The organism is Mesorhizobium sp. M0772 (assembly GCF_040320135.1).
Taxonomy (GTDB): domain Bacteria; phylum Pseudomonadota; class Alphaproteobacteria; order Rhizobiales; family Rhizobiaceae; genus Mesorhizobium.
Window position 1 is genome coordinate 1 of sequence record NZ_JAMYPB010000073.1, and the last position, 19,886, is coordinate 19,886.

Sequence of the window (19,886 nt, forward strand, 5' to 3'; positions counted from 1 at the left end):
CGCCGGGGGGTTTCGGGGCGGTCGTCGCTGTTTTCGCCAATCACCAAAGTTGCAGAAAGGGCGCCACGATGAAGCTGCCAATCTCCCTCCTTGCGGGGGAGATGGCCGGCAGGCCAGAGGGGGGTGCCTCGCGCCGCCATTTCGTATTACCAAGGCACCACCGTAATCTCCGGCCAGCACGCCTTCGCCCTTGCCCCCTTCGCTTCGTGCGTGCGCCTGTTATCCATCAGCCGGTTGGGCGTGATGCGAAACGCGAAGAGGTCATCCAGCCCGAACGGCGCCACGACCTCAAGCTGCCCATCGGCATCGTATCGCACCCCGACCGCATGCGTCTTCGAGGCGAAATAGCTCACCGACTCGCTGGAACTCGTATAGCGCGGGCAGGGCTGGCCGAATTTCTGCGGATACCACAGATGCACCCGTGCCTGGTTGCGCACCTCGGCCGGCAGAGCCAGCCCCTCGAAATGCTGCGCGGCTCGACGGATGACCGCGTCCTCGGCCTCGTAGGACAGGTCGCTGTCATCGAAGTAGAAGAGATCGACATCCTTGATGCCGTAGCCCGGCGGCTTGCCGGTCAGGTGGTTCCAGACGCTGTTGTAGAGCGCGCCGGACACCACCAGGCAGTCCGGCAACGCCAGCGTGCGGGCCCGCTCCAGCGCGTCGCTGACGAGCGCATCCGCCAACACCATGGCGAGAAACGCTTCGCGCTGGGCTTCGAACGGCAGACCGGAATAGCGCAGATGGTCCATCGCCCTTTGGAGAGCGATTCGCAACTGCCGGCAATCCTCAGAAGCAATTCCAGGAAAAGTCTGTAGCGGTTTTACTGGGAAAGCGCGCCGCGCTTTCCTAAGACGCGCTTTCCCTAAGAATTGCGTGAAGTCGAAATACGTAGGGCGGCGTTAGCCGCTCTACGTTCTCAGCATGCCGCCCGTTTGCTTGCCAACATTGTCGACGATGCGCTTGGCCAGCGCCTCGAAATCCTCGTCGGTGAGCGTCTTTTCAACCGGCTGGATAGATACTTCGATGGCAACCGACTTCTTGGCGGTCCCGAGAGATGCCCCCTCGAACACATCGAACACCGAAACGCCGGTGACCAGCTTCTTGTCGGCGGCGAGCGCCGCGCGCACCAGCGCGCCGGCCTCCACCGTCTTGTCGACGACGAAAGCAAAGTCGCGCTTCACCGCCTGGAAGGCGGACAGCTCCAGCTTTGGCTTGGTTTTCGTCGGCTTGGCCTTCGGCTCGGGCACGGCGTCGATATAGACCTCGAAACCGCAGATCGGTCCGGAAACGTCCAACCCCTCCAGCGTCTTCGGGTGGAACTCGCCGAAGGTGCCGAGCACTGTCTTCGGGCCGAGCTTGATCGTGCCGGAGCGGCCGGGATGATACCAGGCCGGACCGCCTGGCTCGATCTGCAGCCTGTCGACCGGCGCGCCGCAGGCTTCCAGCGCTGCAATCGCGTCGGCTTTGGCGTCGAACACGCCGACCGGACCGGAATTGCCGGCCCAACTGCGGCCGGAACCGTCGAGCTTGGCGGTGCCGCGGCGCACACCGGCGGCAACGCGCCGCTGCTGGTCGGGGCCGTCGCCCTCATAGGTACCGGAGACCTCGAACAGCGCGACATCGCCGATCCCCTTGTCGGCATTGCGCTGCGCGGCGACGATCAGGCCGGGCAACAACGAGGGCCGCATATCGGACATGTCGGCTGCAATCGGATTAGCGAGCTTCAGCGCCGCCTGGCCGCCGCCGAACAGTTCGGCGTGTTTGGCCGGGATGAACGACCAGGTGAGAACCTCCAGCATGCCCCGCACGGCGAGCGAGCGCTTAGCAATGCGGGTGCGCACCTGCAGCGTCGTCAGGATCTTGGAATTGACCGCGTCATGAGCGCCGAGCGGCTGCGGCGCGATGTTGTCGACGCCGTGAATGCGCATGACTTCCTCGACCAGGTCGGCTTTGCCATCGACATCGGGCCGCCAGGACGGCACCGCCACATCGACGATGTCGTCCGAGCCCTGCGGCTCGAAGCCGAGGCGCGAAAGGATGTCGAGGCTTTCCGCCTTCGGCACTTCGGTGCCGGTCAGCCGCTTTACTTCCGAGATCGGGAAGGAAACGATCTTAGGCTTGTAGCCGGCATAGCCAATGACCTCGGTTTCCGTCGGCTCGCCGCCGCAGAACTCCAGCACAAGCTTTGTCGCCAGCTCGACGCCGGGCACCATGAATTCTGGGTCGACGCCACGCTCGAAGCGGTAACGGGCATCGGTGATGATGCCGAGCGTACGGCCAGTGCGGGCCGTGGTGATCGGATCCCAAAGACCGGATTCGATCAGCACGTCCGTGGTGCTCTCGTCGCAGCCGGAATGCTCGCCGCCCATGACACCGGCGATCGATTCGACGCCATTATCATCGGCGATCACGCACATCTGCGGCGTCAGCGTGTATTCGCGCCCGTCGAGCGCCAGCACCTTCTCGCCGTCGCGTGCGCGGCGCACGACGAGATTGCCGGCGACCTTCTTGGCATCGAACACATGCAGCGGCCGGCCACGGTCGAAGGTGACGTAGTTGGTGATGTCGACCAGCGCGCTGATCGGGCGCAAGCCGATGGCGATCAGCCTTTGCTGCAGCCATTTCGGCGACGGCCCGTTCTTCACGCCTTTCACCAGGCGCAGCGCGAAACCGGGGCAGAGCTCCGGCGCCTCGATGGTCACCTTGACCGGCGTTTCACCTTTGCCAGGGACCGCTTCGACTGGCGCGGTCTTGAGCCGGCCAAGCCCGCTTGCCGCCAGGTCCCGGGCGACGCCATAAATGCTGGTCGCATCCGGCCGGTTCGGCGTCAGGTTGATCTCGATCACCGGATCGTCGAGATGCGCGTAAGCCGCGAAGCTGGTGCCGACAGGCGCATCGGCCGGCAAGTCGATGATGCCATTATGTTCGTCGGACAGCTCCAGCTCGCGCTCGGAGCACATCATGCCATGGCTCTCGACGCCGCGGATCTTGCCGACGGTCAGCGTCACGTCGATACCGGGCACATAGGCGCCGGGCGCGGCGAAGGCGCCGATCAGGCCGGCGCGGGCATTCGGCGCACCGCACACCACCTGGACAGGGGCCGCGCCATTGCCGGTGTCGACGGTCAGCACCCGCAGCCGGTCGGCGTCGGGATGCTGCACGGCGGTCAGCACCTTGGCGATGACGAAGGGCTTCAGGCTGGCCTTGTCGTCGACATGCTCGACTTCGAGGCCGATCGAGGTCAGCCGCTCGACGATTTCGTCGAGCGTGGCGTCGGTCTCCAGATGATCCTTGAGCCAGGAGAGGGTGAGTTTCATCACTGTGTTCCGTTTTGTCTGTACCCGCCCGGACCTTGTCCATCGGGTCGGGGCACGCTGGTCTTCAAATGGCGCGGCAGGTCGTCGGGCATATGCAGGAAAGGCAGTTGCTCGCGCACATAGGCATGGTGCGTCGGCCGGAAACAGGCCGGCATGTCCATGGCGCCGAGCATGAAGTAGATGTGGTCTTCCAACCGCTCATCGACATAGGCGATCGGCGAACCGCAAATGCCGCAGAACGAGCGTGTAACCGGGCCGTTCTCGTACATTTTCAGCGCCTTGCCGGTGAAAGCCACCTGCTCGGTAAGGAAGCCGACAAAGGCCGACACCGGCGCGCCGCTGGCGCGCCGGCAATCGCCGCAATGGCAATAGCTGACATGGTGCGGTTCGACCGAGGCCTCGAACCGTACCGCGCCGCAGCGGCAGCCACCGGCGTGCGGCGCCGTCATGCGGAAAGACCTCCGAACAGCGTCGGCATGTCGAGCGGCCGGAAACCGTAATGCGACAGCCAGCGCACATCGGCGTCGAAGAAGGCGCGCAGGTCCGGCATGCCGTATTTCAGCATGGCGATGCGGTCGATTCCCATGCCCCAGGCAAAGCCCTGATATTCGTCGGGATCGAGCCCGCCGGCGCGCAGCACATTGGGGTGGACCATGCCGCAGCCGAGGATCTCCATCCAGTCGGAGCCTTCGCCGAAGCGCACTTCGCCGGGCCGCGAGCGGTCGCATTGGATGTCGACCTCGAGGCTTGGCTCGGTGAACGGGAAGAACGACGGCCGGAAGCGCATCTTGACCTGCGGCACCTCGAAGAAAGCCTTGCAGAATTCTTCCAGCACCCACTTCATGTTGGCGACATTGGCCGATTTGTCGATCACCAGCCCCTCGACCTGATGGAACATCGGCGAGTGGGTAGCGTCGGAATCCTGCCGGTAGGTCTTGCCGGGAATGACGATGCGGATCGGCGGCTTCTGCTTCTCCATGGTGCGGATCTGTACCGGCGAGGTGTGCGTGCGCAACAGCTTGCGCTCGCCCTTTTCGTCCGGCTGGAAAAAGAAGGTATCGTGCATCTCGCGCGCCGGATGCCCTTCGGGGAAATTCAGCGCGGTGAAATTGTAATAGTCGCTCTCGACATCGGGACCTTCTGCGATGGCAAAGCCGAGATCGCCGAAGATCGCCGCGATCTCGTCGATGACCTGGCTGATCGGATGGATGCGGCCGCGCTCGGCCGGCGATTGCCGCACCGGCAGCGTCACGTCGACCGTCTCGGCGGCAAGGCGCGCCGTGACGGCCACATCCTTCAGCTCGGCCTTGCGTGTCGTCAGCGCTTCGGTGACGCGGTTCTTCAGGCCGTTGATCGCGGGGCCCTTGACCTGGCGCTCCTCGGCGCTCATCGCGCCCAGTGTCTTCAGCAATTCCGAGATCGACCCCTTTTTGCCGAGAGCCGCGACGCGCACGGCTTCGATAGCGGCCTCATCGGCGGCCGACGCGACGTCGGCCATCAGGGAGTTTTCGAGAGTATCCAAGCCGGTAGCTATGTCGTTCACGGTCAAACTCGCTGTTTTGGGAGTCAACTTTGAGGTGAAAGTCACTTTCAAGTTGAAAGTTCAGCCATAAGAAAAACCCGCGCCAGCCGTGCCAGCGCGGGTTCCCCAATCAGAATTGCGAATGCTGGGAAGCGCTGGGCTCGGAGCCCGATCGCTCCTCGCTAAATTTCCCTGAGCATGATGTTGTCCAAAAAGTCAGAAACTTTTTGGCATCATGCTTTAGGCGACAGCGCTTTCAAAAGCATTCGGGGTGGTGTTCTTCAGATATTCGAGCGCGACCTTGGCCTTGGCCACGAGTGCGGCGAACGCCTGCGGTTCATGGATGGCCATGTCGGACAGGATCTTGCGATCGATCTCGATACCGGACTTGTTGAGGCCGTCGATGAAGCGGCCATAGGTCAGGCCATGCTCGTGCGTCGCGGCGTTGATGCGCTGGATCCACAGCGCGCGGAACGAGCGCTTGCGGTTCTTGCGGTCGCGATACGCATACTGCATCGACTTTTCGACCGCCTGCTTGGCGATGCGAATGGTGTTCTTGCGGCGGCCGTAGAAGCCTTTCGCGGCTTTCAGGACCTTCTTGTGCTTGGCGTGCGAGGTGACGCCTCTTTTTACGCGTGCCATGTCATGATCTCCTTAAACGCTGTTCCTGAAACCGAATGCTCAGAGGCCGTTCGGCAGAAAATTCTTGATGACCTTCTTGCCATCCGGTTCAGCCAGAACCATCGTGCCGCGGGCATTTCGAATGAACTTGTTGGAACGCTTGATCATACCGTGACGCTTGCCGGCCGCAGCCGACAGGACTTTACCCGTACCTGTGATCTTGAACCGCTTCTTGGCGGCCGATTTGGTCTTCATCTTGGGCATTTTGCTACTCCGTATTGGTGGCGCACAATCGCGCTTCTTGTTCGCTTCGGGCGGACCAAAAGCCCGAAAAGCAAATGAAACCGCCACGGCATGCCCTGCCGGGCGGTTTTCTTGGAACGGCGGTCCTATACGTCAAAGCGGGCTGGCGCGCAACACCCGGGCGGCTGCGACGCTCTGTCCGCGATCAGGGCAGCCTAAACAGCACCGGCAGAATGCCCGATTGCTGGGCGCCATCGATGGTCTCGAACACCGGCAACGCCACCAGAAACACCAGCCCGTCGAGCAAGGTGGTCAGCAAGAGGCGCGGCTTGAAGCTGCCGGTGTCGCCTTCCTGGTAGAGCGACAGCTGGGGGAAGAAACGCGGCACCCGCGCCAGATAGGCTGTGTAGGGCGCGCCGAGAACCTCCTTGAGATACCGTTCCTCGCGCAGGATGACGATGTGGAAGGCGCCGGCGCACAACAGCGCAAACAGGACGATGCCGGAGAACGAGCCGATCTGCGCCCCGACGCCGGCGGCGGCAACGGTCGAGAACACGTAGAGAGGATTGCGGGTGATGGAATAGGGTCCGCCGGTGACCACTTCGGAGGATTTGCGCCCCCCGATATAGAGTGTCGACCACAAGCGGCCGACGACGCCAAGGAAGATCAGCAGCACGCCGACCATCTCGATCGTTTCATGCACCGGGGTATCGGGCGGGAAGGTCGACTGGCCGAACAGCAGTGCCGCAAACAGCACCACCACCAGCACCGCAAGCACCATGCGGCGCATGTGCTGGTAGCCGCCCAGCTCCTTGATGGGCGCAGGGTTGATTTCATTGGCCATGTCGGGAATCCGATCGTCGAGAAGCTTTGCCGGCGATCGCGGCGTCTGGACAGGAGAATCGGCGTCCCGCCGATCGCCGGGACGCCATGAGACAGGATTCAGGCGGATTTAGAGCGCAACGCCCGAACTGATCTAGCGCGGGGCCAGCACCATCATCATCTGGCGGCCTTCCAGCTTCGGCTCGGCTTCGACCTTGGCGATGGTAGCCGTCTCCTCGCGCACCTTGTTCAGGAGCTGCATGCCGAGTTCCATATGCGCCATCTCGCGGCCGCGGAAGCGCAGCGTCAGCTTGACCTTGTCACCTTCCTCGAAGAAGCGCCGCACGGCCTTCATCTTGGTTTCGTAGTCATGGCTGTCGATGTTCGGGCGCATCTTGATCTCCTTGATCTCGATGACCTTCTGGTTCTTGCGCGCCTCGGCCGCCTTCTTCTGGTTGGCGTATTTCAATTTGCCGAGATCGAGGATTTTGACGACAGGCGGCACCGCATTGGGCGAGATCTCGACCAGATCGAGCCCTGCCTCTTCGGCGAGCAGCAATGCGTCGTTGATGGAAATATCGCCGCGGTTCTGGCCATCGGCGTCGATCAGCTGGACCCGGGGAACCCGGATATCACGGTTGGAGCGCGGGCCATCCTTGGTGGGCGCCGCTGCTTTGAAAGGTCTGCGAATGGTCGTGGTCTCCTTGGCCGTTTCGTTCAGGGTTTCAATCTAGAAATGTTCGGGACGCGCCAATGTGGTGAGCGCGCGGGCGGAGTCAATAGCACAGCGCTGACAGAAAATCACCCTGATCGCAGGCCTGCACCAAACAAAGGATGTCGCGAGCACTTTCCGCCTCGCCTGTGCCTGTGTCAAAAGACCGGCGAGTAAAATCAGGCTCCCGCAATCAGGCCCCCAGAACCAGGATTGATCCACAGCCATGACCGCGACCACCCCAACCCTACTGGATGTCGACGGCATCGATATCGCGGTTCGCCATTCCTCGGGCGCAACGCCCGGCATCGTCTGGCTCGGCGGCTATAAATCCGACATGCTGGGCACGAAGGCGCAGACGCTGTCGGATTGGGCGGCAAGGGAAGGCCGCGCGTATCTGCGCCACGATTATTCCGGCCATGGCGAATCCGGCGGCGCCTTTGCCGACGGCACCATTTCGAAATGGCTTGGCGAGAGCCTCGCCGTCTTCCGGCGTTTCACCGAGGGCAAGCAAATCCTGGTCGGCTCGTCGATGGGCGCCTGGATCGCGCTGCGCATGGTGCAGGAACTGCGCAAGGCGGGCGACAGCAATGTGGTTGGCCTGGTGCTGCTCGCGCCGGCGCCGGATTTCACCGCCGAGCTGGTCGAGCCGGCTCTGACGGAGGAACAGAGGCGCGACCTCCGGGAGAAAGGCTTTTTCGAAGAACCTTCGGACTATTCCGCCGAGCCTTACATCTACACAAGCGCGCTGATCGAGGACGGCAGGGCGAACCGGGTCATGACCGGGCCGATCGATACCCATTGCCCCGTCCACATCCTGCAGGGCCTGGCCGATGCCGATGTGCCGGCAAGCCATGCGCTGAAGCTGGTCTCGCTGCTGCCGGCCGACGACGTCACCTTGTCGCTCATTCCCGACGGCGACCACCGCCTGTCGCGGCCGCAGGATCTCGACATGCTGCTGAGGGCGGTGGGCGACATGGTTCAGCGGGCGGGGTAGGCGAGAATGCGCATTTCCATCCCGATATCCGCCTTTGTCGCGGCAATCGTCGGCTTCGGCGGCACGCTGGCCGTCGTCATTGCCGCCGCCAAGGCGGTTGGCGCCACGCAAGCCGAAACCGCGAGCTGGGTGACGGCAGTGTGCGTGGCGATGGCGATCGAATGCTTGTGGCTGTCCTGGCGCACGAAAATACCCATCATCACCGCCTGGTCGACACCGGGCCTGGCGCTGATGGCGGCATCGAGCGGGTTTACCATGGCTGATGCGGTCGGCGCCTTCATCGTCACCAGCTTGATGTTGATCGCCACCGGCCTGTTCAAGCCGCTGACCCAGCTGATATCAAGGATACCGGCGTCAGTCGCGTCCGGCATGCTGGCGGGCATCGTCGTCACCTTCGCGCTCAATGCCGTCAAGACCATTCCGGTCGATCCCTGGCTGATCCTGCCGCTGATCGCGGCCTTCTTCGTCATTCGCCTGTTCAACCCGGCGCTGTCGGTGCTGGCGGTGCTGATCGGCGGCGGCATCGCCGCATTCCTGACAGGCCGCGTCGGCGGACTGCCGGCGCCGGAACTGTCGACGCTGACGCTGATTGCCCCGCATTTCAGCGCCGCAGCTGTCATCGGCCTGGCGCTGCCGCTCTACCTCGTCACCATGGCGTCGCAGAACCTGTCGGGTCTCGCCGTCTTGCGCGCCGCCGGCTATCACCCCGAACCCGGCCCGCTGATCGGCGTCACCGGCCTGTTCTCGCTGCTGTCGGCGCCGTTTGGCGGCTCGACCACCAATCTGGCGGCTATCTCTGCGGCGATCTGCACCGGGCCGGACGTCCATCCCGACCCGGCCGAGCGCTGGAAGACCGGACCCTTCTATGCACTTGCCTATCTGATCTTCGCGGTTTTCGGCGCCTCGCTGGTGGCGATCTTCGCCGTCCTGCCGCAGAGCCTGATCGTTCTGGTAGCCGGCCTGGCGCTGATGGGATCGCTCGCCAACGCGCTGTCGATCGCCCTCAAGGACGAGGACCAGCGCATGGCGGCTACTGTCACCTTCGTTGTCACCGCGTCGGGGCTGACTTTGTTCGGCGTTGGCGCCGCCTTCTGGGGCTTGGTCGCCGGCCTGGTCGTGCTTTTCCTCGAAGCGGTCAAAAAGCGATAATCATTTCAGGACCTTGTCCGGTTTTGGCGGACGTTGTCTTGAATCGCCGTTTTTCTCATCCCATTTCGAATCCACGCAGCCGCTCTTGGCTGTCTCCAACCGAAGGAATGGGAGAAAATGAACACATCCGCATTGATCCGCCCGGCCTGGACGCCGGCGACCATCGCGTTGATGGTGATCGGCTTCATGGTTTTCTGGCCGCTTGGCTTCGCCATGCTCGCCTACATCATCTGGGGCGACCGGCTTGACGGCTTCAAGCGCGACGTCAACCGCGCCACGGACGGCATCTTCGCCGGCTGCCGCCGCGGTTCCGACAAGGCCGCGCGCTGGGGCCACGGTTCGGCCCGCACCGGCAATGTCGCTTTCGACGACTGGCGCGAGAAGGAACTCGAACGCCTCGCCGAAGAGCGTCGCAAGCTCGACGAGATGCTGAGCGAGTTCGATGAGTACGCCCGCGAATTGCGCCGCGCCAAGGACCAGGACGAGTTCGACCGCTTCATGGCCAACCGCAACAAGTCGACGGCGCCTGCGAAAACAGGCTCGGCCGAAACGGCCAAGCCCGCGACCCCCAAGCGCAAGGGCCCGAACCTGCTTGACGACTGAGGCTTTGCGACAGGCCAAGGTATGAAGACGGCGTCGCGCGAGCGGCGCCGTTTCTTTTTTGTTCTGGTCGTTTTCCTCGAATCGCGTATCGTTCAGCCATGTCCTTCGGCTTTTTCCGCAACCTGACCAAACCAAAACCCTCGCCTGTCGAAGAGCGAGAGCATGTCGTTGCCGGCCGCACGCTGCCGCTCAGGATCGTCGAGAGCGCCCGCGCACGGCGGCTGACGCTGCGCATCGATTCGGGCGGCCAGGGGCTGCGCATCACCGTGCCGCCGGGCCTGCGCCGCGGCGAGGTGGAGAAATTCCTTCACCGCCACCAGGACTGGCTGGAGCAGCGTCTGGCCAAGGTGCCGACACGGCCGCAAGTGCGCCCCGGCATCAAGATCCCGATACGCGGCGTCGCGCATCGCATCGTCCACGAACCGTCGAAACGCGGCACCGTCACCGTGTCGCGCGACGAGCGCGGTCCGCTGCTGATCGTCCATGGCGAGCGGATACATTTGCCGCGCCGCATCGCCGATTTCCTCAAGCGTGAGGCCAAGAAGGACATCGAGAAGCTGGTGGTCAAGCATACCGAGGCCATCGGCAAGCGCGCCAAGGCGATCCGCTTCAAGGACACGTCGAGCCGCTGGGGTTCCTGCACTTCCGATGGCAATCTGTCCTTCTCCTGGCGCATCATGATGGCGCCGACGCCGGTGATAAACTACTTGGTCGCGCATGAGGTGGCGCATCTCAAGGAGATGAACCACGGCCCGAAATTCTGGAAACTGTGCGAGCAGCTCTGCCCCGACACCGACCGCTGCAAGGACTGGCTGAAGCGGAATGGTGGGGCATTGCAGGCGATTGTGTTCGATTAGCCTGCGCCAGCGCCGCGCTCAATCATCATTGGCCGCATTAAGCTCTTCAGGCCGCAGCCCTTCGTCGCCATGGCGCGGCCATGGCAGGAAATTCTGCTCGAACGCATCGCTGCCGAAATAATCCAGGACCCGGTGCGCTTCTGCCCCGTCGAAGGCGGCCTTTTGCATCAGATGGGCGATGACGTCGCGGGCTTGCGCAATCTTCTGCCTGAGTTCGGCTATGCTCTGGTCGGCCATTCGTCTGCTCCGCCTTGCTTCTCCCATCAATAGGTAGCGCCTTTGGCGTTGCCGGCAAACAGCATGCTTTTTCTCGACTCTTGGCCGGTTTCGTGCCAATCCCCGCGCCATGGCGCTCGATATCAAGATCTGTGGATTGAAGACCGATGAGGCAATGGCCGCGGCCCTGGCCGGCGGCGCCAGCCATGTCGGCTTCATCTTCTTTGCTAAAAGCCCGCGCTATGTCGAGCCTGCGGCAGCCGGGCGCCTGCGCCAGGCGGCAATCGGCAAGGCCGGGGCGGTCGCCGTGACGGTCGATGCCGATGACGCGTTCCTGGATGAGATCGTCGCCAAAATGCGCCCCGACATGCTGCAGTTGCACGGCACGGAGACGCCCGAGCGGGTGGCCGAGGTGAAAGCCCGCTACGGCTTGCCTGTCATGAAGGTGTTCTCCGTCAGTGAGGCTGCCGATCTCGAGCGGCTACAGCCGTTCATCGGCGTTGCCGATCGCTTCATGTTCGATGCCAAGCCGCCAAAGGGCTCGCAACTTCCGGGTGGCAATGGCGTCGCCTTTGACTGGCGCATCCTGGCCGGCCTTGACGCCGGGCTCGATTACATGCTTTCCGGTGGGCTCAACGCCGCCAATATCGGCGATGCCCTGAGATCCGCCAATCCGCCCGCGATAGACATTTCGTCGGGGGTGGAAAGCGGCCCGGGCGTCAAGGATCCGGCGCTGATCGAGCAGTTTTTCCGGGCCGTCAGGGCCGCGCGCGACGACCGCGCTGCCTGAGCACTTCTTTCGAACCCGAGCATGTTCCGGAAAAGTGGGAACCGGTTTTCCGATAAGACATGCTCAGAACCAAGACCAGGAGATCGGCGATGAACAAGCCGGCGACACCCAATTCCTTCCGCACGGGACCCGACGAACAGGGCATGTTCGGCATCTTCGGGGGCCGCTTCGTGGCCGAGACGCTGATGCCGCTGATCCTCGACCTCGAGCGGCACTGGAACGAGGTCAAGAACGATCCGGACTTCAAGGCTGAGTTGACCAACCTCTCGACCCACTATGCCGGGCGGCCGTCAAAGCTGTATTTCGCCGAAGGCCTGACCAAACATCTTCGTGAGGTTTCCTCGGCGAAGGGCCTCGGGGGCGGCGCCAAGGTCTATTTCAAGCGCGAGGATTTGAACCACACCGGTTCGCACAAGATCAACAATTGCCTCGGTCAGATTCTGCTCGCCAAGCGCATGGGCAAGAAGCGCATCATCGCCGAGACGGGCGCCGGCCAGCACGGCGTGGCGGCGGCCACAGTCGCGGCGCGCTTCGGCTTTCCCTGCGTGGTCTATATGGGCGCCACCGACGTCGCCCGCCAAAGCCCCAACGTCTTCCGCATGAAGCTGCTCGGCGCCGAAGTGCGGCCGGTCACCGCCGGCCACGGCACGCTGAAGGACGCCATGAACGAGGCGTTGCGCGACTGGGTCACCAATGTCGAGGACACTTATTACCTGATCGGCACTGCCGCCGGCCCGCATCCCTATCCGGAGCTGGTGCGCGACTTCCAGTCGGTGATCGGCATCGAGGCGCGCGCCCAGATCCTCGAACAGGAAGGCCGGCTACCCGACACCATCATCGCCGCTGTCGGCGGCGGCTCGAACGCCATCGGCCTGTTCCATCCGTTCCTGGATGACAAAGAAGTCCGCATCATCGGCATCGAAGCAGGTGGCCGCGGCCTCGACGGCATCGAGCATTGCGCCTCGATGAACGCCGGCGCGCCCGGCGTGCTGCATGGCAACCGCACCTATCTGCTGCAGAATGCCGACGGCCAGATCCTGGACGGCCATTCGATCTCGGCCGGCCTCGATTATCCCGGCGTCGGCCCCGAACATTCCTGGCTGCGCGACAGCGGCCGCGTCGAATATGTGCCGATCCTCGACGACGAGGCGCTGGAAGCCTTCAAGCTGACGACACGCGTCGAAGGCATCATCCCGGCGCTGGAATCCGCGCACGCCATCGCGCATGCGGTCAAGATCGTGCCGGATATGGACAAGGACCAGATCGTCATCGTCAACCTGTCGGGACGCGGCGACAAGGATGTGCACACAGTGGCCTCGATGCTGGGCATGGAGATCTGACATGCAGGTGGATCTCGACAAACCTCTCGATGACTATCCCGATGAGGACCCGATTCTTAAGGAGCTCGCAAAGAAGCTAACCATTAAGGGGTCGTTTCACTCTACTACAGTTCGTGATCTCATTTGGTGGTTCGGTGCGTATCGAAGAGGTCCGCTAATCGTAGACAGGATCGCCGAATCGTTGGCAAAGTATAAGTTGGTAGTTGAACCAGACTTTCGAACGACATACGTCGATAATTACGTAAAAGTTTCGGCAAAGTCCGAATCCAGTAAGAATCCAGCGCCCGTGGAAGAATCGGCGGGCAGCGATTCAAATTTTTCCCACTTCAGCATATCTCAACTTGAGTCGGCAAACAGAGCCTTAATTACGGTCGCTCCAAATGACCCGCTTGAGAAGGCTGTCTCCTTGATGCTTGCTCATGATTTCTCTCAATTGCCGGTTCTAAACAACTCTAGATCTATTCGTGGCGCCATCTCATGGAAGTCGATCGGCTCGAAGCTCGCGGTAGTAGGAAAGGGTGAGCTAGTCAGCGATTTCGTTGGCGATTGCACTGTTGTCGAGCATGATCGTGCGATATTCGAAGTTTATGACTTGATATACAACGACGAATTCGTAGTTGTTCGCGCTCAAGACAAAACTTTTTCAGGAATCGTAACGACGTCTGATTTGGCCGATGAATTCCGCAAAGTTTCGGAATCCTTCTTGATACTTGGTGAGATTGAGAGAAATATTCGGCGTCTCCTAGATAGGTGGAATAAGCTTCCAGCCGAGAGGATATGTGAGATCTGCAATATAGCTCGATTTGACGGATTTCATAAGTTAACATTTGGTGGTTACTTAAGGATAATGGAGAACGACGAGTTCTGGTCGAGTATACCATTCAAATTGGATAGGAAAACTTTTGTAGATTTGATGGACAATATCAGAATTACGAGAAATAGTGTTATGCATTTTAACCCTGATCCGAGCTCCGAAAAAGAACTTAGGCAAATGCGAAATTTTTCGGGTTTGCTACAGAAACTTATTGGATTTCATCAGTCATGACGACCCGCATCGACCGCCGCATGGCGAAACTGAAAGCCGAGGGCCGCCCGGCGCTCGTCACCTATTTCATGAGCGGCGACCCCGACTACGACACCGCTTTGTCGATCATGAAGGCGCTGCCCAAGGCCGGCGCTGACATCATCGAAATGGGCATGCCGTTTTCCGACCCGATGGCCGACGGCCCGGCGATCCAGGCCGCGGGCCTGCGCGCGCTGAAAGGTGGCCAGACGCTGGTCAAGACGCTGCAGACGGCGGCTGATTTCCGCGCTGGCGACAATGAGACGCCGATCGTCCTGATGGGCTATTACAACCCGATCTACATCTACGGCGTCGACCGCTTCCTTAAGGACGCGATTGCCAGCGGCATTGACGGGCTGATCGTCGTCGACCTGCCACCGGAGATGGATGAGGAACTCTGTATCCCTGCGCTGAAGGCCGGCATCAACTTCATCCGCCTGGCAACGCCGACCACCGATGACAAGCGCCTGCCCAAGGTGCTGCAGAATACGTCGGGCTTCGTCTATTACGTGTCGATGACCGGCATCACCGGCTCGGCTTTGGCCGACACCGGCAAGGTTGCCGCCGCGGTCAAGCGCATCAAGGGCCACACCAACTTGCCAGTCTGCGTCGGCTTCGGCGTCAAGACCGCCGAGCAGGCGCGCATTATCGGCGCCAATGCCGATGGCGTCGTCGTCGGCACCGCGATCGTCAACGCGGTCGCCAATGTGTTGGGACCGAAGGGCGAGAAGACCGCCGACCCGGCCGAGGCCGTCGCCACCCTGGTCAGCGGACTGTCTCAGGGCGTGCGTTCGGCCCGCCTTGCTGCTGCCGAATAGTTTCCCTACTTAGGCCTTGTGCAAGTCGTTATCCCAAAACCGGTTCCCACTTTTGGGCGACATGCACGAGCCAACTCTTCGTCAGGACAGGAGCCGAAGCGATGAACTGGATCACCAATTACGTTCGCCCGAGGATCAATTCGATGCTCGGCCGGCGCACCGACATGCCCGAGAATCTCTGGATCAAGGATCCCGAGACCGGCGAGATGGTGTTTCACAAGGACCTGGAATCCAACCAGTTCGTCATCCCGTCATCGGGCCATCACATGAAGATTTCGGCCAAGGAACGGCTGAAATTCTTCCTCGACGACGGCAAATACGAGCAGCTTGAGAACCCCAAGGTCATGCAGGACCCGCTCAAGTTCCGCGACGAGAAGCGCTACACCGACCGCTTGAAGGACGCCAAGGCCAAGACCGGCCTGGAAGACGCCATCATCAATGCGCTGGGCACGGTCGAGGGCCTGCCGGTTGTGGTGACGGTGCAGGATTTCGCCTTCATGGGCGGCTCGCTCGGCATGGCCGCGGGTGACGCCATTGTGCACGGTTTCGAGGTCGCCTTGCAGCGCAAGCGGCCGCTGATCCTGTTTGCCGCCTCCGGTGGCGCGCGCATGCAGGAAGGCATTCTGTCCCTGATGCAGTTGCCGCGCACCACGATCGGCGTCGACCGGCTGAAGGAAGCCGGCCTGCCATACATCGTCGTCTTGACCAACCCGACCACCGGCGGCGTTACCGCCTCCTACGCCATGCTGGGAGACGTCCACATTGCCGAGCCCGGCGCGCTGATCGGCTTTGCCGGCCCGCGCGTCATCGAGCAGACCATCCGGGAGAAACTGCCGGACGGTTTCCAGCGCTCCGAATATCTGATGGAGCACGGCATGGTCGATATGGTGGTGTCGCGGCTGGAACTGCGCGAGACGATTTCACGGCTGTTGAAAATCCTGCTCAAACTGCCGCAGGAGCAAAAGCCGCTGGAGCCGGAAATCCTGCCGCCGTCGGTCATCCCGACGGAAGCCCGCCCGCAGGCCTGACGCGACATTTCTGGCCGCAAACCGCGATTGCGTGCACCTGCGCGCATGCGTAGGATTCGCTCATGACAACGCTTGCCGCAGATCGTGAAATCGAAGCCCTGATGGCGCTGCATCCGAAAGGCTTCGACCTTTCGCTCGACCGCATCACAAGGCTGCTCGAACGCCTCGGCAATCCGCAGGAGCGGCTGCCGCCGGTCATCCATATCGCCGGCACCAACGGCAAGGGCTCGTGCGCGGCCTTTTCGCGCGCGCTGCTCGAAGCCGGCGGCCACCTTGTCCATGTCCACACTTCGCCGCATCTGGTGAACTGGGCCGAGCGCTACCGACTGGCGGCCGAGGGCGGCGGCCGGCTGGTCGACGACGAGACCTTCGCCGAGGCCATCGCCCGCGTCGCCCGGGCCAATCAAGGCCAGAAGATCACCGTCTTCGAAATCCTAACCGCCGTCACCTTCATCCTGTTTTCCGAGCATCCGGCTGCCGCCGCCATCATCGAGGTCGGCCTTGGCGGCCGCTTCGACGCCACCAATGTCGTTGCCCGGCCGGCGGTGTCGGTGATCATGCCGGTGTCGATGGATCACGAAGCCTATCTCGGCGACCGGGTCGAACTGATCGCCGCCGAAAAGGCCGGCATCATGAAGCGCGGCTGCCCGGTGGTCATCGGCGCGCAGGAGAGCGAGACGGCGCTGCAAGTGCTGATCGAAACCGCCGAGCGGCTGGATTGCCCGACCTTCGTCTACGGACAGGACTTTCTCGCCTTCGAGGAGAACGGCCGCATGGTCTATCAGGATGAGGACGGGCTGATGGACCTGCCGCCGCCGCGCCTGCCCGGGCGCCACCAGTTCGCCAATGCGGCGGCAGCGATTGCCGCGGTCAAGGCCGCCGGTTTCGAAATCAGTCATCGCGCCACGGAGAAGGCGATGGCGAGCGTCGCATGGCCGGGCCGCATGCAGAAACTGGTACAGGGCCGGCTGATGGAGCTGGCGCCCAAGGGCGCCGACATCTGGCTCGACGGCGGCCACAATCCGGGCGCCGGCATGGTCATTGCCGAGGCGCTGGCCGAGCAGGAGGAAAAGAACCCGCGGCCGCTGTTTCTGATCTCCGGCATGATCAACACCAAGGACCAGAGCGGCTACTTCCACGCCTTCAAGGGCCTGGCTCGGCACGTCTACACCGTGCCGGTGAGCATGAGCGATGCCGGCGTGCCGAATGACGAGCTGGCGGTGCGGGCGACCGAAGCCGGCCTCACGGCCGAACCGGTCAGTTCCGTCGCCAGTGCGCTGATGCTGCTGCGCGACACCTGGGACGGGCCGGCGCCACGCATCCTGATCGGCGGGTCGTTATATCTCGCCGGCGCGGTGCTGGCCGAAAACGGCACGCCGCCGACCTGAAGCCATTTCACTGCGAGGAGCCCATCATGATCAAGGTCAAGCAACTCGCCCATGTGTGCATCTTCGCGCATGATCTGGAGGCGACGCGAAGCTTCTACCGCGACGTGCTTGGCCTCGACGCCCGGTTCAATTTCCTGCGCGACGGCAAGATCTTCGGCTTCTACCTCAATTGCGGCGGCCGCAGCCATGTCGAGGTGTTCCAGAAGGACGGCACTGCATACAGCGAGCAGAACCAGATCAATCATTTCTGCCTTGAGGTCGAAGATCTCGACGCGGCGATCGCCCACATCAAATCGAAGAGCATCGACATCACCGCCAAGAAGCACGCCTGCGACGACACGTTTCAGGCCTGGATCCGCGATCCCAACGGCGTGAAAATCGAGCTGTTCGAATACACCGCCAAAAGCGCGCAATTTACCGGAGGCGACCGCATCGCCGACTGGTGAGCTGTGTTGGTGTCGACGAGGATCAAAGCTCCGGCCCTGTATGGACCTTGCGGCTTTTCCGGATGATTTCTTCCAGATAGATATCCGCGCCACTGCTTGCCGTCAGGCGGGAGTAGAAGGTGGACGCCGGTTCTCGCCCCGCCTCCCGAATCTCAGGATTCAAGCGCGCGTTCGACGATATCCGCTATCGAGCGGTTTTCGCGATGAGCAAGACGATGCGCAAGATCTCGTGCTTTTGCGCTGCGGACGGAAAGCCGGGGTTCGGCCATTTCAAAATACCTTCGAGAAAATATATCCCCCATTTAGGACGAGCCATCAAGATGGCAGAGGATGGCAAGCCATCACCTTAGCTCGATCTCGATGAAGGCGTATTCGCCGTCATTGGCGCTGACGACGTCGTGTTCGACGCCCTCCTTTCGGAAATAGGGCGCACCCTTCTTCATCTCGGCAAAACTCTCGCCGTCCTTGGTCACCAGCTTCACCTTGCCGTCCATCAGCGGCACCACGACATAGTCGTGGCCGTGGCGATGCCAGCCGGTGTTGTCGCCGGGCTGGAACCGATACTCGGTGACAATAACGCGCTCATTGTCGATGAAGACGGTGGCCTTGGCGGATCCGGTCATTCTGTCTCTCCTGTCCAGCCTCAAGCAAAAGACATGGAGCCTCCAGGCGCGAGTGCCAGAGAGGTCAGGCGATAACGCCAAAGAAAAGCCCGGCGCGAGGGCCGGGCTTAACGTCAGAAACTCCTAAAGGATCAGGCGAGGCTGCCATTGATCCAATGCGACAGCGCGGTCTTCGGCGCGGCGCCGACCTTCATGTCGGCGACTTCGCCGCCCTTGAAGATCATCAGCGTCGGGATCGAGCGCACGCCGAATTGGGCTGCAAGCTCGGGGTTCTCGTCGATGTTCAGCTTGGCGATCTTGATCTTGTCGCCGAGCTCATTGGCGATCTCTTCCAGCGACGGACCGATCATCTTGCAGGGGCCGCACCATTCGGCCCAGAAATCCACGACGACGGGCTGCGAGGCGTTGAGCACATCGGCCTGGAAATTGCTCTTGTCGACCTTGACGGTGGCCATGCGAAATCCTTTCGAAATTTATCTCGCACCAAATGTGGTGGTTGAGCAGCCCTTCTTCAAGCAGAACTTGTGTCACGCTCCCGTGAGTCGGGCAAGGGCGTCATCCATCGCCTGCGCCGGCAGTTCGATCAGCCTCGGCGCCTCGGTGAACAGCAGCGCCGCCGTCACTGCGCGGCCGGGGTAAAGCGGCTTGAGCAGCGCGCGGTAGAGCGCCAGCTGCAGTATATAGGCCGGCGGCACCTGGGCCAGGCTCGCGGGCGCCGGCCTGTTGGTCTTGTAGTCGACGATCGATACGCGCTCGGGCGTCACCGCCAGCCGGTCGATCTTGCCCGAGATCGAGCGCAGTCTGCCTTTGACTTCGAGGCTGCCCATGACCGCGACTTCAGCGCGTGACGAGGGCGAAAACAGCCCGGCAAAGCGAGAATCTCCGAGGATCGCCATCACCGAGGCCAGCGCCTTGTTACGCTCGGCCTCGGGCCAGTCGGCGCCGGCACGGCTGAGATATGCCAATGCCGCTGCCTGCCGTTCGTCCTCGGGGAAGCCGGGCAGCATCTGCAGCAATTTGTGCAGCGCCAGCCCGCGCATCACCGCAAAGCCCGGCTCCGCCTCGCTGTCCAGCACCGGCGAGCGGGTATCGACAACAGCTTCCTTGCCCTCGTCGATCAGCGCCGACGCGCCGGAAGGCGACAGCGGGCGCGGCAGCTCCTCATAAGGCGGCAAGGGCCGGAACAAGCCCACCGGCAGCGGCGGCACCTGTTGCGGCACCCGCGACTCGTCCGGTTGCGCGGGGGCCACCGCCCGCAGCCTGGGGCAGACGCAGCCGTGCACCCGCGCCCCCCGGGCGGGGTGGGGGGGCGCCGGGGATTCCCGCGCGGG

Annotated in this window: 23 protein-coding genes and 1 pseudogene; 11 read left to right on the forward strand and 13 right to left on the reverse strand. The window is 62.4% G+C overall.

The window, feature by feature from the left end; all coding sequences use genetic code 11:
• Positions 1-146: 146 nt before the first annotated feature.
• From NKI06_RS28725 to infC, 8 genes are all read right to left on the reverse strand, one after another.
• The gene (locus tag NKI06_RS28725; protein WP_352987784.1) at positions 147-749 is read right to left on the reverse strand and encodes a nucleotidyltransferase family protein; all 603 of its coding nucleotides are present in this window, start codon (positions 747-749) and stop codon (positions 147-149) included.
• Between the two features lie 159 nt (positions 750-908).
• Entirely contained in the window at positions 909-3,317 is a 2,409-nt protein-coding gene (pheT, locus tag NKI06_RS28730) for a phenylalanine--tRNA ligase subunit beta (RefSeq protein WP_352987785.1), read from the reverse strand.
• Positions 3,317-3,766, reverse strand: a complete 450-nt coding sequence (locus tag NKI06_RS28735) for a GFA family protein (protein ID WP_023687441.1) — start codon at positions 3,764-3,766, stop codon at positions 3,317-3,319. The genes pheT and NKI06_RS28735 overlap by 1 nt, the downstream gene beginning before the upstream one ends.
• Positions 3,763-4,815 carry a phenylalanine--tRNA ligase subunit alpha gene (gene pheS, locus NKI06_RS28740; protein ID WP_032891898.1) on the reverse strand — a complete coding sequence of 351 codons (1,053 nt, stop codon included), beginning with the start codon at positions 4,813-4,815 and terminating at the stop codon, positions 3,763-3,765. Before pheS ends, NKI06_RS28735 begins: the two co-directional genes overlap by 4 nt.
• 264 nt (positions 4,816-5,079) lie before the next feature.
• The gene (gene rplT, locus NKI06_RS28745) at positions 5,080-5,481 is read right to left on the reverse strand and encodes a 50S ribosomal protein L20 (protein WP_023672281.1); all 402 of its coding nucleotides are present in this window, start codon (positions 5,479-5,481) and stop codon (positions 5,080-5,082) included.
• Between the two features lie 39 nt (positions 5,482-5,520).
• Entirely contained in the window at positions 5,521-5,724 is a 204-nt protein-coding gene (gene rpmI, locus NKI06_RS28750) for a 50S ribosomal protein L35 (RefSeq protein ID WP_006201248.1), read from the reverse strand.
• 184 nt (positions 5,725-5,908) lie between these two features.
• Positions 5,909-6,547, reverse strand: coding sequence for a methyltransferase family protein (locus NKI06_RS28755; protein ID WP_023681388.1), 639 nt, complete (start codon positions 6,545-6,547; stop codon positions 5,909-5,911).
• Between the two features lie 132 nt (positions 6,548-6,679).
• A complete protein-coding gene (infC, locus tag NKI06_RS28760) occupies positions 6,680-7,216 on the reverse strand; it encodes a translation initiation factor IF-3 (RefSeq protein ID WP_023744911.1) in 537 nt (178 codons plus the stop codon).
• 247 nt (positions 7,217-7,463) lie between these two features.
• On the opposite strand from infC, the gene NKI06_RS28765 reads away from it, so the two are divergent.
• The 4 genes from NKI06_RS28765 (at position 7,464) to NKI06_RS28780 (ending at position 10,843) form a co-directional block, all read left to right on the forward strand.
• On the forward strand, positions 7,464-8,234 hold the full coding sequence (locus tag NKI06_RS28765; RefSeq protein ID WP_023681389.1) for an alpha/beta hydrolase: 771 nt from the start codon (positions 7,464-7,466) through the stop codon (positions 8,232-8,234).
• Between the two features lie 6 nt (positions 8,235-8,240).
• Positions 8,241-9,383 carry a benzoate/H(+) symporter BenE family transporter gene (locus NKI06_RS28770; protein ID WP_352987786.1) on the forward strand — a complete coding sequence of 381 codons (1,143 nt, stop codon included), beginning with the start codon at positions 8,241-8,243 and terminating at the stop codon, positions 9,381-9,383.
• 117 nt (positions 9,384-9,500) lie between these two features.
• A complete protein-coding gene (locus NKI06_RS28775) occupies positions 9,501-9,986 on the forward strand; it encodes a DUF2852 domain-containing protein (RefSeq protein WP_023672286.1) in 486 nt (161 codons plus the stop codon).
• Between the two features lie 98 nt (positions 9,987-10,084).
• Positions 10,085-10,843, forward strand: coding sequence for a M48 family metallopeptidase (locus NKI06_RS28780; RefSeq protein WP_023702070.1), 759 nt, complete (start codon positions 10,085-10,087; stop codon positions 10,841-10,843).
• 18 nt (positions 10,844-10,861) lie between these two features.
• Here the strand turns inward: NKI06_RS28780 and NKI06_RS28785 are convergent, their stop codons facing one another.
• A complete protein-coding gene (locus NKI06_RS28785) occupies positions 10,862-11,080 on the reverse strand; it encodes a hypothetical protein (protein WP_023672288.1) in 219 nt (72 codons plus the stop codon).
• A gap of 109 nt (positions 11,081-11,189) precedes the next feature.
• On the opposite strand from NKI06_RS28785, the gene NKI06_RS28790 reads away from it, so the two are divergent.
• The 7 genes from NKI06_RS28790 to NKI06_RS28820 all read left to right on the forward strand — a co-directional run bounded on the left by NKI06_RS28790 (position 11,190) and on the right by NKI06_RS28820 (position 17,932).
• Complete coding sequence (locus tag NKI06_RS28790; protein ID WP_352987787.1) at positions 11,190-11,849, forward strand: phosphoribosylanthranilate isomerase; 660 nt, start codon at positions 11,190-11,192, stop codon at positions 11,847-11,849.
• Positions 11,850-11,938: 89 nt separating this feature from the next.
• Positions 11,939-13,189 carry a tryptophan synthase subunit beta gene (gene trpB / locus NKI06_RS28795; protein WP_023672290.1) on the forward strand — a complete coding sequence of 417 codons (1,251 nt, stop codon included), beginning with the start codon at positions 11,939-11,941 and terminating at the stop codon, positions 13,187-13,189.
• 1 nt (position 13,190) lies between these two features.
• Positions 13,191-14,234 carry a CBS domain-containing anti-phage protein gene (locus NKI06_RS28800; protein ID WP_352987788.1) on the forward strand — a complete coding sequence of 348 codons (1,044 nt, stop codon included), beginning with the start codon at positions 13,191-13,193 and terminating at the stop codon, positions 14,232-14,234.
• Positions 14,231-15,070, forward strand: coding sequence for a tryptophan synthase subunit alpha (gene trpA, locus NKI06_RS28805; RefSeq protein WP_352987789.1), 840 nt, complete (start codon positions 14,231-14,233; stop codon positions 15,068-15,070). Before NKI06_RS28800 ends, trpA begins: the two co-directional genes overlap by 4 nt.
• Before the next feature lie 101 nt (positions 15,071-15,171).
• Positions 15,172-16,098: an acetyl-CoA carboxylase, carboxyltransferase subunit beta gene (gene accD / locus NKI06_RS28810; protein WP_023687437.1), complete on the forward strand. Its 927-nt coding sequence runs from the start codon at positions 15,172-15,174 to the stop codon at positions 16,096-16,098.
• Between the two features lie 62 nt (positions 16,099-16,160).
• Positions 16,161-17,486, forward strand: a complete 1,326-nt coding sequence (locus NKI06_RS28815) for a bifunctional folylpolyglutamate synthase/dihydrofolate synthase (protein ID WP_352459987.1) — start codon at positions 16,161-16,163, stop codon at positions 17,484-17,486.
• Positions 17,487-17,512: 26 nt separating this feature from the next.
• Positions 17,513-17,932 (forward strand): VOC family protein, encoded by a 420-nt coding sequence (locus NKI06_RS28820; RefSeq protein WP_352987790.1) that lies wholly within the window; start codon positions 17,513-17,515, stop codon positions 17,930-17,932.
• Positions 17,933-17,954: 22 nt separating this feature from the next.
• Here NKI06_RS28820 and NKI06_RS28825 read toward each other — a convergent pair.
• The 4 genes and pseudogenes from NKI06_RS28825 to NKI06_RS28840 all read right to left on the reverse strand — a co-directional run.
• Positions 17,955-18,201 (reverse strand): annotated as a pseudogene (locus NKI06_RS28825) (plasmid stabilization protein).
• A gap of 72 nt (positions 18,202-18,273) precedes the next feature.
• On the reverse strand, positions 18,274-18,555 hold the full coding sequence (locus NKI06_RS28830) for a cupin domain-containing protein (protein ID WP_352987791.1): 282 nt from the start codon (positions 18,553-18,555) through the stop codon (positions 18,274-18,276).
• A gap of 131 nt (positions 18,556-18,686) precedes the next feature.
• The gene (gene trxA, locus NKI06_RS28835) at positions 18,687-19,010 is read right to left on the reverse strand and encodes a thioredoxin (RefSeq protein ID WP_023672297.1); all 324 of its coding nucleotides are present in this window, start codon (positions 19,008-19,010) and stop codon (positions 18,687-18,689) included.
• Positions 19,011-19,082: 72 nt separating this feature from the next.
• Positions 19,083-19,886 (reverse strand): PD-(D/E)XK nuclease family protein (locus NKI06_RS28840; RefSeq protein ID WP_352987792.1); only part of this gene is annotated, 804 nt, incomplete at its 5' end.

What these genes read in the sequence shown, in the direction of transcription:
- NKI06_RS28725 (WP_352987784.1), bottom strand. Translation starts at nt 749, where the DNA reads ATGGACCATCTGCGCTATTCCGGTCTGCCGTTCGAAGCCCAGCGCGAA.
- pheT (WP_352987785.1), bottom strand. Translation starts at nt 3,317, where the DNA reads ATGAAACTCACCCTCTCCTGGCTCAAGGATCATCTGGAGACCGACGCC.
- NKI06_RS28735 (WP_023687441.1), bottom strand. Translation starts at nt 3,766, where the DNA reads ATGACGGCGCCGCACGCCGGTGGCTGCCGCTGCGGCGCGGTACGGTTC.
- pheS (WP_032891898.1), bottom strand. Translation starts at nt 4,815, where the DNA reads ATGGCCGACGTCGCGTCGGCCGCCGATGAGGCCGCTATCGAAGCCGTG.
- rplT (WP_023672281.1), bottom strand. Translation starts at nt 5,481, where the DNA reads ATGGCACGCGTAAAAAGAGGCGTCACCTCGCACGCCAAGCACAAGAAG.
- rpmI (WP_006201248.1), bottom strand. Translation starts at nt 5,724, where the DNA reads ATGCCCAAGATGAAGACCAAATCGGCCGCCAAGAAGCGGTTCAAGATC.
- NKI06_RS28755 (WP_023681388.1), bottom strand. Translation starts at nt 6,547, where the DNA reads ATGGCCAATGAAATCAACCCTGCGCCCATCAAGGAGCTGGGCGGCTAC.
- NKI06_RS28765 (WP_023681389.1), top strand. Translation starts at nt 7,464, where the DNA reads ATGACCGCGACCACCCCAACCCTACTGGATGTCGACGGCATCGATATC.
- NKI06_RS28770 (WP_352987786.1), top strand. Translation starts at nt 8,241, where the DNA reads ATGCGCATTTCCATCCCGATATCCGCCTTTGTCGCGGCAATCGTCGGC.
- NKI06_RS28775 (WP_023672286.1), top strand. Translation starts at nt 9,501, where the DNA reads ATGAACACATCCGCATTGATCCGCCCGGCCTGGACGCCGGCGACCATC.
- NKI06_RS28780 (WP_023702070.1), top strand. Translation starts at nt 10,085, where the DNA reads ATGTCCTTCGGCTTTTTCCGCAACCTGACCAAACCAAAACCCTCGCCT.
- NKI06_RS28785 (WP_023672288.1), bottom strand. Translation starts at nt 11,080, where the DNA reads ATGGCCGACCAGAGCATAGCCGAACTCAGGCAGAAGATTGCGCAAGCC.
- NKI06_RS28790 (WP_352987787.1), top strand. Translation starts at nt 11,190, where the DNA reads ATGGCGCTCGATATCAAGATCTGTGGATTGAAGACCGATGAGGCAATG.
- trpB (WP_023672290.1), top strand. Translation starts at nt 11,939, where the DNA reads ATGAACAAGCCGGCGACACCCAATTCCTTCCGCACGGGACCCGACGAA.
- NKI06_RS28800 (WP_352987788.1), top strand. Translation starts at nt 13,191, where the DNA reads ATGCAGGTGGATCTCGACAAACCTCTCGATGACTATCCCGATGAGGAC.
- trpA (WP_352987789.1), top strand. Translation starts at nt 14,231, where the DNA reads ATGACGACCCGCATCGACCGCCGCATGGCGAAACTGAAAGCCGAGGGC.
- accD (WP_023687437.1), top strand. Translation starts at nt 15,172, where the DNA reads ATGAACTGGATCACCAATTACGTTCGCCCGAGGATCAATTCGATGCTC.
- NKI06_RS28815 (WP_352459987.1), top strand. Translation starts at nt 16,161, where the DNA reads ATGACAACGCTTGCCGCAGATCGTGAAATCGAAGCCCTGATGGCGCTG.
- NKI06_RS28820 (WP_352987790.1), top strand. Translation starts at nt 17,513, where the DNA reads ATGATCAAGGTCAAGCAACTCGCCCATGTGTGCATCTTCGCGCATGAT.
- NKI06_RS28830 (WP_352987791.1), bottom strand. Translation starts at nt 18,555, where the DNA reads ATGACCGGATCCGCCAAGGCCACCGTCTTCATCGACAATGAGCGCGTT.
- trxA (WP_023672297.1), bottom strand. Translation starts at nt 19,010, where the DNA reads ATGGCCACCGTCAAGGTCGACAAGAGCAATTTCCAGGCCGATGTGCTC.